Source organism: Actinacidiphila sp. bgisy167, from assembly GCF_057707665.1.
On record NZ_JBYIQP010000005.1, the window covers coordinates 55,302 to 68,585 of the forward strand.

General features: G+C 73.5%; 9 protein-coding genes. 4 read left to right on the plus strand and 5 right to left on the minus strand.

The window, feature by feature from the left end; translation table 11 throughout:
* Window positions 1-6 precede the first annotated feature (6 nt).
* From AC3ET4_RS03205 to AC3ET4_RS03225, 5 genes are all read right to left on the minus strand, one after another.
* The gene (locus tag AC3ET4_RS03205) at window positions 7-1,662 is read right to left on the minus strand and encodes an FAD-binding dehydrogenase (RefSeq protein ID WP_431945606.1); all 1,656 of its coding nucleotides are present in this window, start codon (window positions 1,660-1,662) and stop codon (window positions 7-9) included.
* A gap of 280 nt (window positions 1,663-1,942) precedes the next feature.
* On the minus strand, window positions 1,943-2,788 hold the full coding sequence (locus AC3ET4_RS03210; RefSeq protein ID WP_431945608.1) for an EamA family transporter: 846 nt from the start codon (window positions 2,786-2,788) through the stop codon (window positions 1,943-1,945).
* A 49-nt stretch (window positions 2,789-2,837) separates the two neighbouring features.
* Window positions 2,838-4,466, minus strand: coding sequence for a penicillin-binding transpeptidase domain-containing protein (locus AC3ET4_RS03215; RefSeq protein ID WP_431945610.1), 1,629 nt, complete (start codon window positions 4,464-4,466; stop codon window positions 2,838-2,840).
* Between the two features lie 156 nt (window positions 4,467-4,622).
* On the minus strand, window positions 4,623-7,049 hold the full coding sequence (locus AC3ET4_RS03220) for a SpoIIE family protein phosphatase (RefSeq protein WP_431945612.1): 2,427 nt from the start codon (window positions 7,047-7,049) through the stop codon (window positions 4,623-4,625).
* A 108-nt stretch (window positions 7,050-7,157) separates the two neighbouring features.
* Entirely contained in the window at window positions 7,158-8,816 is a 1,659-nt protein-coding gene (locus AC3ET4_RS03225; RefSeq protein ID WP_431945745.1) for a dolichyl-phosphate-mannose--protein mannosyltransferase, read from the minus strand.
* A gap of 176 nt (window positions 8,817-8,992) precedes the next feature.
* On the opposite strand from AC3ET4_RS03225, the gene rsmI reads away from it, so the two are divergent.
* The 4 genes from rsmI to AC3ET4_RS03245 all read left to right on the plus strand — a co-directional run bounded on the left by rsmI (window position 8,993) and on the right by AC3ET4_RS03245 (window position 13,269).
* The gene (gene rsmI, locus AC3ET4_RS03230) at window positions 8,993-9,877 is read left to right on the plus strand and encodes a 16S rRNA (cytidine(1402)-2'-O)-methyltransferase (protein ID WP_431945614.1); all 885 of its coding nucleotides are present in this window, start codon (window positions 8,993-8,995) and stop codon (window positions 9,875-9,877) included.
* Between the two features lie 534 nt (window positions 9,878-10,411).
* On the plus strand, window positions 10,412-10,810 hold the full coding sequence (locus AC3ET4_RS03235; protein ID WP_431945616.1) for a hypothetical protein: 399 nt from the start codon (window positions 10,412-10,414) through the stop codon (window positions 10,808-10,810).
* Window positions 10,811-10,878: 68 nt separating this feature from the next.
* On the plus strand, window positions 10,879-11,778 hold the full coding sequence (locus AC3ET4_RS03240) for a TatD family hydrolase (protein ID WP_431945618.1): 900 nt from the start codon (window positions 10,879-10,881) through the stop codon (window positions 11,776-11,778).
* Between the two features lie 234 nt (window positions 11,779-12,012).
* Window positions 12,013-13,269, plus strand: a complete 1,257-nt coding sequence (locus tag AC3ET4_RS03245; RefSeq protein ID WP_431945620.1) for a resuscitation-promoting factor — start codon at window positions 12,013-12,015, stop codon at window positions 13,267-13,269.
* The last annotated feature ends 15 nt before the right edge of the window (window positions 13,270-13,284 follow it).

The following is a 13,284-nucleotide window of genomic DNA, read 5'->3' on the forward strand; positions in this document are numbered from 1 at the left end:
GAGCGGTCAGGCGGTGGCGCGCGCCGCGGCGCGGCCCGCCGTACGGCCGGAGAAGACGCAGCCGCCGAGGAAGGTTCCCTCCAGCGAGCGGTAGCCGTGCATCCCGCCGCCGCCGAAGCCGGCGGCCTCGCCCGCCGCGTACAGCCCCGGCAGCGGTTCGCCGTCGGCCCGCAGCACCCGTGCGTCCAGGTCGGTCTCCAACCCGCCGAGCGACTTGCGGGTCAGGATGTTCAGCCGCACGGCGATCAGCGGGCCCGCCTTCGGGTCCAGCAACCGGTGCGGAGCGGCGGTGCGGATCAGCTTGTCGCCGATGTAGTTGCGGGCCCCGCGGATCGCGGTCACCTGCAGGTCCTTGGTGAAGGTGTTGGTGATCTCGCGGTCGCGCGCCTCGATCTCGCGGCGCAGCGCGGTCCCGTCGATCAGGTCGTCCCCGGTGAGCGCGTTCATGCCGCGCACCAGGGCCGGCAGATCGTCCGCCACCACGAAGTCCGCGCCGTGCCGCTTGAACGCCTCGACCGGGCCGGGGGCCCCCGGCAGCGCGCGCTTGAGCACGTCGCGCACGCTCTTCCCGGTCAGGTCGGGGTTCTGCTCGGAGCCCGAGAGCGCGAACTCCTTCTCGATGATCTTCTGGGTGAGGACGAACCACGTGTACTCGTGGCCGGAGCGCATGATGTGCTCCAGCGTCCCCAGCGTGTCGAAGCCCGGGAAGAGCGGCACCGGCAGCCGCTCGCCCGTCGCGTCCAGCCACAGGGACGACGGGCCCGGCAGGATGCGGATGCCGTGTCCGGCCCACACCGGGTCCCAGTTCTCGACGCCCTCGGTGTAGTGCCACATCCGGTCACCGTTGATCAGGTGCGCCCCAGCCGCCTCGGCGACCCCCAGCATCAGGCCGTCCACATGCGCGGGCACCCCCGACAGCAGGGTGCGCGGCGGCGTTCCCAGCCGCTGCGGCCAGGCCTTGCGCACCAGGTCGTGGTTGCCGCCGATGCCGCCCGAGGTGACGACCACCGCCTGCGCCCTCAGCTGGAACTCGGCGCGGACCTCCCGCGAACTCGCCTGGCCGCGTTCGGCGTCGCTGTCCACCAGGACCTCGCCGGCCACGCCGTCCACCGCGCCGCCCGTCGAGGTCAGCGCCGTCACACGGTGCCGGAAGCGCAGCTCCACCAGGCCCCTGGCGGCGGCCTCCCGCACCCGGCGCTCGAACGGCGCGACCACGCCCGGGCCCGTACCCCAGGTGATGTGGAAGCGCGGCACGGAGTTGCCGTGCCCGGTGGCGAGACTGCCCCCGCGCTCCGCCCACCCCACCACCGGGAAGAAACGTATCCCCTGCGCATGCAGCCAGGCCCGCTTCTCGCCCGCGGCGAAGTCCACGTACGCCTCGGCCCACGCGCGCGGCCAGCGGTCCTCGGCGCGGTCGAACCCGGCGGTCCCCATCCAGTCCTGCAAGGCGAGTTCGCGACTGTCCCTGATGCGCATCCGGCGCTGCTCGGGCGAGTCGACGAGGAACAGCCCCCCGAAGGACCAGAACGCCTGGCCGCCGAGGTTGCTCTCCGGCTCCTGGTCGAGCAGCAGCACCTTCCGGCCGGCGTCGGCCAGTTCGGCCGTCGCGACGAGACCTGCCAGCCCCGCTCCGACAACGATGACGTCCGCGTCCAGCGCCATGGCGTGCCTTTCCGCTGCCCCTTGGGTGTGGGGGCACGTTACGGTACGCGCGGGTAGGGATGCGAGGGGTCGGCGGCGGGTTGTGCGGCGCCGCACGTGTCGGGGGTGGTTTTTTGCAGCCCCCACCCGGTGCCCGGCGCGGTCGGCCCGGGCCGCGCAGGTTCGCAGGGACCCCGGCCCCCCAGCGCACACCCCTCACCAACCATTCGAAGCGCCGGGAGGGAGGGGCGGGGAAGCAACCGCGACCCCAGCCACAACGGCGCCGCACACGGAGCCCGCGTCAGGCGTGCAGCATCAGCCCGATCCCCGCCACCACGACCAACGCCGCGACGACCCGCGAACGCCCCAACTGCTCCTTGAAGAAGACCGCCCCGATGACCGCCCCCGCGATGATGGAGGTCTCCCGGAGCGCCGCGATGGGCGCGAGGGCGCCCCGCGTCTGGGCCCACAGGACCAGGCCGTAGGCGGACATGGACAGCGCCCCGCCGAGGAGCCCGCGGCCGGCGACCGGGCGGAGTTGTCCGAGGAGCGCCGCACGGCGCGCCGCGAGGGCGCAGCAGGCGAGCAGGACGCCCTGGATGAGCAGGAGCCAGGCGACGTACCCCAGGGCGGTGCCGGACGCGCGGACGCCGACGCCGTCGACGACGGTGTACGCCGCGATGGCAAGGCCGGTGCCCACGGCCGCGCCGACGGCCGGCCAGTCCTCACGGCGGCGACCGCGCACGCTCCAGAGGGCGGCCCCGCCGAGCCCGGCGGAGGCGACGAGGACGCCGACGGTCTGCAGGGGAGCCGGCACCTCGCCCACGAAGAGGGCCGCCAGCACGGTCACGGCCAAGGGGGCGACGCCGCGCGCGATGGGGTAGACCTGCCCGAAGTCGCCCAGCGCGAAGGACTTCGTCAGCAGGTACATGTAGGCCATGTGGATTCCCACCGACGACGCCAGGTAGGGCCACGCGTCCGCCGCGGGCAGCGGCGCGAAGCCGGCGGCGACCGCTCCGCAGATCGCTCCGCCGCCACCGACGAGGGTGAACGCGACGAGTCGGTCCCGGATGCTGTGGGCGATGGCGTTCCACGCCGCGTGGGTGACCGCCGCGAGCAGGACGGCGGCCGCTGTCAGAGGTGCCATGCGGCACCGCCCTCCCGGTCTTCCGGGGCGGGGGCCGTGGCCACACGGGTCACGAGGAGGCCTTCAGCACCGCCGCCACGATGGGCCCCGCGGAGTCGCCGCCGTGCCCGCCCTCCAGCACCATCCCGCCGGCCGCGACGTCACCGCGGTAGGCGACGAACCACCCGTTGGGCTGCTCCTGGCCGCCCACCTCCGCGGAGCCGGTCTTGGCCCCGACGTCGCCGTAGACCCCGCGCATCGCCGTGGTGGCGGTGCCGCTCGACGCGGTCAGCCGCATCATCGACTTGAGGTTGCCCCGCACGCCGGACGGCAGGCCGCTGCTCGCCTTCGCGAGGGGTCCGTCGATCAGGCCGGCGGCGACCAGCCGGGGCTGGCGGAACACGCCGTTCTGCACGGTGGCGGCGACGGAGGCCATGTTCAGCGGGCTCATCTGTATCTGGCCCTGGCCGATCATCTCCTCGGTCATCTCGTCGCCCGAACCGCCGGGAACGCGTCCGTCCCAGGCCGGGACGCCGACGTTCCAGGTCTGGCCGAAGCCGTAGTAGCGCTGGGCGACCGAGGGGACCGAGGAATCGTCGAGCCGGTCGGCGAGCTTGATGAAGCCGGTGTTGCAGGAGATCGCGAAGTCCCGCTGGAAGGTGGCCGAGAGGTCGGAGGAGCTCTCCACGTTGTGGAACATCTTGCCGTTGTCGTGGTTCGCGGTCGCCGGGCACGGGGCCGGGGTGCCCGGGCTCACGCCCCTCTCCAGCAGGGCGGTGGCGGTAATGACCTTGAAGGTGGAGCCGGGGGCGACCTGCGCGTTGAAGGCGTTGTTGTTGTCCGTCGACGGGTTGTTGGCGAAGGCGAGGATCTCGCCGGTGCTCGCCTTGACCGCCGCGACCGACGACTGGGCGCTGCGTCCCACGGCTTGTTCGGCGGCCTTCTGCAGGCGCGCGTCCAGGGTGGTGGGCAGCTTCGCGGGCGTGCCCTTGGCGATGACGTGCAGTGTCTGCCCGGGGCCGTCGCCCCCGTTCACCCAGGTCTCGACGCCCGGCTTGCCGCCGGAGAGTTCGGCGCCGTAGCGCTCCCGCAGCTGGGGCAGGACGGAGGCCAGGGACGGGTAGTCGTCGGCGTCCAGCTCCTTGCCGTTGCGGTCCACGACGATCACCTGCGGGGAGGCGGCCTCACCGGTCTCCAGTGACTGGCCGGCCGTCAGCTGGGGGTGCAGTACCGACGGTTTCCAGGCGACCAGGGGGCGGTGGGTGGTCTCGCCGCGGAAGACGGTGAGGGCCGAGGAGTACGTCCACGTGGAGGACTTGCCCTTGTAGGAGAGCGAGGCCGTGACCTTGAACGGCACGACGTCCCCCTTGGCCGCGCCGGGGGCCAGCCGTACCCGGGTGACGTGCGCGTCCCGCCGGTACGCGGTCAGCGCCGCGGAAGCCGTCGCCGCGTCATTGGTGAGCGCCCCCGCCGCGGCGGTGTCCCCCTTGGCCCATGCGGCCAGGAACTCGGCGGCCGTCTTCTTCACCTCTGCCGCGGTCGGTGGCCCGGTCTCGACGGGAGCTGCCTGTGCGGAAGAACCGCCGAACCCGCTGCCTCCGGTCAGCCCGTTGTAGATGTTGTACGCCCCGTACCCGGCGGTCCCCACCAGCCCGGTGGTCAGTGCGGCAACGATCCCCAGCTTCACTCCTCGGCGCATGACACCGACCCTCCCGTTGGCCCTTTGAACATGTTCAAAATCTTGGCGGCGCAAGCGCACTCTACGGGACGCGGACGAACCCGGGGCCGTCCCCCCGGTCACGGCTTCACCACACCTGTGCCATGGACCGGGAAAACGCGCCGCCTGCGACCGGTCTCACGGCAGGACGCAGTCCGGCCCGTCCAGAAGCCGTTCCTCGTCCGTCAGGGGCAGCTCCGCCCAGACGATCTTGCCTTCCTTGAGTCGGCGGGAACCCCACCGGGCGGCGATCCCTCCGATGATCACCAGGCCCCGGCCGCCCTCGTCGTCGGGTCCGGGGTGGCGCGGCAACGGTGGACCCGGACCGGCGTCGAAGACCTCGCAGGCCAGCTTCCAGTGCCGGATCAGCCGCAGCCGCACAGGCCCCGCCCCGTGCCGTACGGCGTTGGCCAGCAGCTCCCCGACGATCTGCTCGGCGGCCGTCCCGAGCCGGTCCAGCCCCCACGCGGACAGCTGCCGGACCGCCTCGGCCCGCGCGCGTCCGACCGCTTCCGGATCGGCCGGCACCTGGACGGTGAACACCCGGTCGGCATCGAAGGTGCAGGCCCTGGCGATCAGCAGCGCCACGTCGTCGTCCTGCCCCTTGTCGGGCAGCAGCTCGACCACCGCGGAGCACAGGTCCTCCAGCGGGGTGCCCGGCGGCCGGGTGAGCGCGGCCCGCAGGCGCTCCAGCCCGTCGTCGATGTCGCCCTCCCGGCTCTCGACGAGCCCGTCGGTGTACAGGGCGATCACGCTGCCCGCGGGCAGTTCGAGGTCGACCGACGTATAGGACCGCAGCCCCACGCCGAGCGGCGCCCCGGAGGGGACCTCGGGGAAGTCCACCGTGCCGTCGGGAGCGATGACCGCCGGCGGCGGATGCCCGGCCCGGGCGACGGTCAGCCGCTCCTCGGTGGGGTCGTAGACGGCGTACACGCAGGTGGCGCCGAGGATGTTGGCCGTGGGCGCGTCGTCGTCGTCCTCGTAGCCCAGCCGGACGACGAGGTCGTCCAGGGCGGACAGCAGCTGCTCGGGGGCCAGGTCCAGGCCGGCGAGGGTGCTCACCGCCGTGCGGATCCGGCCCATGGCCGCGGCGGCGTTGAGCCCGTGCCCCACGACGTCCCCGACGACCAGGGCGATCCGGGCGCCGCACAGCGGGATCACGTCGAACCAGTCGCCGCCCACGCCGTCCTGGGTGTCCGCCGGGAGGTAGCGCCAGATCGTCTCCAGGGAGAACCCGGCGTTCGGGTTGCGGGGGAGCAGGCTGCGCTGCAGCGTCAGCGCCATGGTGTGCTCGCGTGTGTAGCGGCGGGCGTTGTCCAGGCTCAGCGCGGCCCGGCTGACCAGTTCCTCGGCGAGCGTCCGGTCGTTCTCGTCGAACGGCGTGGGGTTGTCGGTGCGGACGAGCACGGTGATGCCGAGGATCTCGTTCCGCGCGTGGACCGGCAGGATCAGCAGGCTGTGCATCCCTTGTTCGAGGACCATCCGCAGCCGCTGCGGGTCCTCCTCCAGCCACGTGCCGGGCTCCGTGTCCAGCCGCGGCTCCATGTGCGTCCGTCCGGAGCTCAGCACCTCGACGAACGGCGAGTGCGGGGGGACGAAGACGGGGGTGCCGCGAGCGAAGAGCGACTCCCTGAAGTCGTCGTGGATGGAGGCCATGCCCGCGCGGTGGAAGGCGGGGACGTTGCCGTCCTCCAACGGGCCCAGCCGGGTGAGCGGAGCGTCGCCGAGCCCCACCGACTCCGCGAGGTCGACCGTCGCGTAGTCGGCCATCAGCGGCACCAGCAGGTCCGCGAGGTCCTGCGCGGTCTGCCAGACGTCCAGGTTGGTCCCGATGCTCGTGGCCGCCCGGCCGAGCAGGGTCATGCGGTCCCGGGCCCGACGGCTCTCGGTGACGTCCACGTTGACCGAGCAGACGCCCGGCAGGCCGCCCCGGACGTCCTCGATCCGGAAGACGGACAGTGCGTACGCCCGGTGGTGCAGGGGGTCCAGCTGGTTGAGCTCCCGGTCGATCACCGGGACGCCGCTCTCCAGTACCTCGCGCAGCAGCGACGTGACCTGCTCGGCGTTCTCGTAGAGCGGTGACGTCTCCAGGTGCCGACCCAGCCGCTCCTCCCGGGAGAGGTCGAATCGCTCGGCCAGGGCGTGGTTCAGCCAGATGGTGCGCAGGTCGCTGTCCCAGATCGCCATCGGGAAGGGGCTCAGCTCGGCGGCCGACTCCAGGACGGAAGGAGGTACCCCGGCCGTCGAGACCAGCCAGTCCAACGTGCCCGCCGGCCCAGGCAGCCCGGTCACTCGGAGGTCCACGTCCACCAGCCCGCCGCTCTGGTGCCGCAGCGCGGCGGGCCCCGCCCACTCGCAGGTGAGGTCCGGCGGCGCGCCGTCCGGCCCGTCGAGCAGCGTCGAGACCGGTCTGCCGAGCACGTCCGCCGCCGCGTACCCCAGCAGCCGGGTGGCGACCTCGGTCCAGCGGACGAGTCTGCCCCGCGCGTCGACGACCGCCAGAGCCGCGCCGACGCTGTCGAGCGCCGACGCCTGACCGGGGACGCGGGGATCGGGAGCGGACATTCGTGACATTCCCTCGGGGCTCACGCTAAGTGTGCACCCGCGCCCCTGCAAACGGCGGCTGCCCGGCCGACGGCCGCAGACCAGGTCCGGCCGCTCCGCCTCGGGCGGTCAGATCCAGGTGTCGAGCCACATGCGGTTGCGCCAGGCGTCCATGGGGATCGTCTGCCCGGTGTAGAGCGGGAAGAAGTAGATGAAGTTCCAGACGATCAGCAGCACAAGGGTGCCCGCGCCGACCGCGCCCCACATGCGGCGGCGTTCGCTCGAGCCGGGGGGACCGAGGATCGCGCCGAGCATCATCGCGACCGCGAGGCAGAGGAACGGCACGAAGACCACCGCGTAGAACAGGAAGATCGTCCGCTCCTGGTAGAGGAACCACGGCAGGTACCCGGCCGCGACGCCGCAGGCGATCGCGCCGGCGCGCCAGTCGCGGCGGAAGATCCACCGGTACAGGACGTACAGCAGGGCGAAGCACCCGGCCCACCACAGCAGCGGGGTGCCGAGGGCGAGCACCTCGCGGGCGCAGCCGCCGGCCGCGGTGCAGCCGTCCTCGCCGAGCTTGGGGGACTCGTAGAAGTACGACACCGGGCGGCCCAGCACCAGCCAGCTCCACGGGTTGGACTGGTAGGTGTGCGGGGAGTGCAGGTTGACGTGGAAGTCGTAGACCTGCGACTCGTAGTGCCACAGGCTGCGCAGGGACGCCCAGGCGTCGGAGAGGAAGCCGCCGTCGCCCTTGGCCCAGTTGCGGTCCCAGCCCTTGCCGCTGGTGAACCAGCCGAGCCAGGACAGCAGATAAGTGACGGCGGCGACGCCGACCATGCTGAGCGCCGCCCACAGCCCGTCCAGCCAGAACGCGCTGAGCCGGGGGTGGCGTCCCCCCCCCACCCGGCGGGCGCCGGCGTCCCACAGCACGGTGAGGATGCCGAAGAACGCCAGCACGTACAGGCCGTTCCACTTGGTCCCGATGGCCAGGCCCAGGCAGACCCCGGCCGCGATCCGCCACCAGCGGAAGCCCAGCCAGGTGAGGGAGGCGACGCGGTCGTTCGGACGGTCTTCGGGCAGGGCCGCGGCGAGCCGGGCCCGCGCCCGGTCGCGGTCGATCAGCAGGCAGCCGAAGGCGGCCAGCACGAAGAACATCACGACCAGGTCGAGCAGGGCGACGCGGCTCATCACGAAGTGCAGTCCGTCGACGGCCATCAGGCCGCCCGCGAGGCAGCCCAGCGCCGTGGAGCGGAAGAGCCGGCGGCCGATCCGGCAGAGCATCAGCACCGACAACGTGCCGAGCACCGCCATCGCGAAGCGCCAGCCGAAGGGGTTCAAGCCGAAGATCCACTCGCCGGAGGCGATCACCCACTTGCCCACCGGCGGGTGCACCACGTACGAGGGGGCGTCGGAGAGCGGCACGGAGGGCGGGGTGGCGAGGATCAGGTCGTTGGCCTTCTCCGGCCAGCTGCCCTCGTAGCCGTACTGCAGGAGCGACCAGGCGTCCTTCGCGTAGTACGTCTCGTCGAATATCACCGCGTGGGGGCTGCCCAGGTTCCAGAACCGGAGCAGGCCCGCGAAGAGCGCCACGAGCAGCGGGCCGCCCCAGCCGCTCCAGCGGGCGAGCCGGGACGCCGTCACCGGGCCCGTACCGAGCGCCGCCCACACCCGCGTCCCCGGCTCCGGGAACGGCGCGACCAGGCGCTCGCGCACGCCGGGGCGCGGACGGTCCGCGTAGCCGAACCGGCGCAGCCGGCGCTGCCAGGGGTTCTGCTCCTGTACGGCCATCGGCGCGTCCTCGACCGGGTGCGGGTGCGTCGCGGTGTCACTGGTCACCGGGCCATCGTAGGGACACCGCCTGCGGAAGCGCGCAGGCCGCGCCAACCGGGCGCACCCCGCCGTGCGCCGCGGCCCCGGGCAGCACCGGCCCGGGCCGGGGGCGCGACGGGTGGGAGACTGGGGCGGTGACTAGCTCCGCAGCACCGGCCGCAGGCGTACTCGTACTCGCAGGGACCCCCATCGGGGACGTGGCCGACGCACCGCCCCGGCTCTCCTCGGAGCTGGCCGGCGCCGACGTGATCGCCGCCGAGGACACCCGGCGGCTGCGTCGGCTCACCCAGTCCTTGGGCGTGACCACCACTGCCCGGGTGGTGTCGTACTTCGAGGGCAACGAGTCAGCCCGCACCCCGGAGCTCGTCGCGGCGCTGGAGGCGGGCGCCCGGGTGCTGCTCGTCACCGACGCCGGGATGCCCTCGGTCTCCGACCCCGGCTACCGGCTGGTCGCGGCGGCCGTCGAGCGCGGCATCCGGGTGACGGCCGTCCCCGGCCCGTCCGCCGTGCTGACCGCGCTCGCCCTCAGCGGGCTGCCCGTGGACCGCTTCTGCTTCGAGGGCTTCCCGCCGCGCAAGGCCGGGGAGCGGCGGGCCCGGCTCGGCGAGGCCGCCGGCGAGCGCCGCACCCTGGTGTACTTCGAGGCGCCGCACCGCCTCGCCGAGACCCTCGCCGCCATGGCCGAGGCCTTCGGCGGCGGACGCCGGGCCGCCGTCTGCCGCGAGCTGACCAAGACCTACGAGGAGGTCAGGCGCGGCACCCTGGAGGAGCTGGCGGCCTGGGCCGCCGAAGGGGTCCGCGGGGAGATCACGGTCGTGGTGGAGGGTGCTCCGGAGACCGGGCCGGAGGAGCTTGACGCCGCCGAGCTGGTGCGCCGGGTCCGCCTCCGCGAGGAGGCGGGTGAGCGCCGCAAGGAGGCGATCGCCGCCGTGGCGGCGGAGGCGGGACTGCCCAAACGGGAGGTCTTCGACGCGGTGGTGTCCGCGAAGCACGCCGCGAACCCCTCCGCGGCGGGCTGAACGCGGTCCCGGAACGCCGTGCGGGAGAAAGCCGTGCGGGAGAACGCCCTGCGGGCGACGGCTCGCCCGGCGGCGTTGTCGTCGGCCGCACCAGCCCCGCTGCGTGCGCCTTCCCCGCCTCGCCGGCCCCGGCCCGCGACCCGCACCTTGCACCGCCCCATCTGACCGCACCGCCTCTAGGAGGCCGCGCGGATAGGCGGGCCGGCGTCGCGGGTCGATGGCTCTCGCCTGGCGGCGTTGTCGTCGGTCGCCGCAGCTCCGCTGCGTCTCCCTTCTCCGCCTTGCCAAACTCGGCCCTCGACCCGCTCCCTTCTCCACCCCGCCTATCCGCACCGCCTCTAAACACGGCGCGGGGCAAAGTCCTATCGTGGGAGAGGGAAAGACCTGGGGCCGCCTGCCCGGCCCTCGGTCACCGCCACCCCAAAACTGGCTCAAGAAAGGGCACCCCTTCTGTCGCCGACGCCCTTGCGGGCGTTCGCTGGTACAGGGAAGTCCCGCTCCGGACGCCTCGTCCGGAGGGCATCAGGAGCTGCCATGAGCGAGACCGTCGGAACCGATGGCACGATCCGTGAGGCGTACGCCTTCGTCTGCATCAGCTGTGGCCGCGGGTGGGAGCAGGCGTACGAGATCGAGCACCACGTCGATGCACAGGGCCGCGAGGTCGTCTGGTACATGGCGGACGGCAAGCGCGTGCCGTCCCCGCTCACCAGGCCGACGTGCGTGGAGTGCGAGAGCCACAAGGTCCGCATCATGCAGGCCGGACAGGTCTCCGGGGTCGCCGGCTCCTGGACGGGCACCGCGGCCGCCGGCCCCCTGCCCGCGGCCTCCGACATGCGCCGGGTCCCGGTGTCCTCCGCCGTGGAGGGTGCGGAGCACCGAGCGCGGCACTGGTCGCCCCGCAACCTGCTGCACCGCAGGCGCGGCGGGCAGTAGCCGTACTGCCCGGCACTGGCTGCGACGCCCGGCGCAGGGCCTCGCAGCCCCCGCCTAGGATCGGGTCCATGCCCGAGCAGAACCAGAGCCAGCGCCCGAAGAAGGCCGTGTCCGCACCGCCCCTCCCCGAACCGCTCGCGGTCCCGGTGGCGGACTCGCACACCCACCTCGACATGCAGGAGGGCGGCGTCGAGGAGGCGCTGGCGAAGGCGGCGTCCGTCGGTGTGACGACCGTGGTCCAGGTCGGCTGCGACGTGGACGGCTCCCACTGGGCGGCGCGCACCGCGGCGGCGTACGACGCCGTGTGGGCGGCCGTCGCGCTGCACCCCAACGAGGCCCCGCGGCTCGTCCACGGCGAGCCCGGGGGAGGAGGGCCGCGCCAGGGCGCCCGTGAGGCGGGCGGCCGCGCGGCCCTCGACGCCGCCCTCGAGGAGATCGACGCCCTCGCCGCGCTGCCCCAGGTGCGAGGCGTCGGCGAGACCGGACTGGACTACTTCCGCACCGGGCCCGAGGGCCTGGAAGCCCAGCAGTACTCCTTCCGCCGCCACATCGACATGGCCAAGCGGCACGGCAAGGCCCTGGTGATCCACGACCGCGAGGCCCACGCCGACGTGCTGCGCATCCTCGACGAGGAGGGCGCACCCGGCACCGTCGTCTTCCACTGCTACTCCGGTGACGCGGACATGACCAAAGTCTGCGCCGACAAGGGCTACTTCATGTCCTTCGCGGGCAACGTCACATACAAGTCCAACCAGAGCCTGCGCGACGCGGTCGCCGTCGCCCCCGCCGAGCTGCTGCTCGTCGAGACCGACGCGCCCTTCCTCACCCCCGTCCCGCACCGCGGCCGCCCCAACGCCCCGTATCTGATCCCGGTCACCCTGCGGGCCATGGCCGCCGTCCGCGGCGCCGCGGAGGACGAACTGGCCGCGGCCGTAGCGCACAACACGGCCCGCGCCTTCGGATACTGACGCCGCCTCACGCGCGTCGCGCGGTCGGCGTAACAGCACGCGCCCGGTTGCGGACGCCCGACGGGTCGCGGCGGAAGCCGCCCCAACCGGGGCCGGAGCGCTTTGAGCGTGCCCTCGCGAGGCGCCCAAGGACCGCGTCCGCTCACGGAGCGTGATCGTTCCGCTTGGGGGAGTGGTGAATCCTCCGCTATGGTCCCGGTTCGGTCTTATATCGGACCGGGCCGGAGGTACGCCGTGGGCAACAGGAGCAAGGCGGGCACGACGCGGGCGACGCGGGCGGGAAGGCACTCCCACGCGGAGGGCCGCAACCGCGGGACACCGGGTGGGGCCCCCGCCACCGAGGACGCCGCACCCCGTCCGGGGCGCGCGGCCGCGCGGCACAGCCGCGCCGCCAAGCGCCCCGACATGCTGAGCAGGCTGCTGCCCCGGGCGCTGGTCGTCGCCTGCCTGGCGGGCAGCAGCACCGCCTACCTGGCCGGCGGCAAGGTCGTGCAGCTCAGCGTGGACGGCCGGCCGCGCACCCTCAACACCTTCGCCGGGAGCGTCGGGGAACTGCTGCAGCGCCATGGCGTGCGGGTCGGCGACCACGACATCGTCGCCCCCGGCTCCGACACGGCGCTGAAGGACGGCGACACCGTCGCCGTCCGCTACGGCCGGCCGATCGCCCTCACCCTCGACGGCCGGCCCCGGCGGATCTGGACCACGGCCGGCACCGTCGACGGCGCCCTGCGCCAGCTGGGCGTGCGCGCGGACGGCGCGTACCTGTCCGCGTCCCGAGGCGAGGCCATCGGGCGCCACGGGCTGGAGCTGGACGTGCGCACCGAACGCCAGGTGACCTTCCTCGCCGACGGCCGCGAACGCCCCTTCCGCACCAACGCCGCCACCGTGGGCGAGGCGCTGCGCGACGCCGGCATCGTGCTGCGCGGCATGGACGCCGCCTCCGTCGACCCCGACACCTTCCCCCGCGAGGGCCAGACGATCTCCGTCAAGCGCATCCGCGGCCACGACGAGGTCCACGAGGAGCCGGTGCCCTTCCCCGTCGTACGGAAGAAGGACCCCTCGCTGTTCGAGGGCACCACCGTCGTCGACACCCGGGGCAAGAACGGGCTGCGCCGCGTCACGTACGCGTACCGGACGGTCGACGGAGTCCGGCAGAAGCCCCGGCGCATCGCCGAGGAGCTGCTGCGCGAGCCAGTACGGCAGATCGTGCGCGTCGGCACCAAGCCGCTCCCGAACAGCGTCAAGGGCGCCGACCACCTCAACTGGAAGGCCCTCGGCCAGTGCGAGGCGGGCGGCCGGCCCAACGCGGTGGACGCCTCCGGCACCTACGGCGGGCTCTACCAGTTCGACCGGCGCACCTGGCGCAAGCTCGGCGGCCGCGGCCGGCCCCAGGACGCCTCGGCCAAGGAGCAGACGTACCGCGCCAAGCGGCTGTACATCCAGCGCGGCGCCAGCCCCTGGCCGGTGTGCGGGCGCAAGCTGCACTCCTAGGTTGCGGGAGGCGCC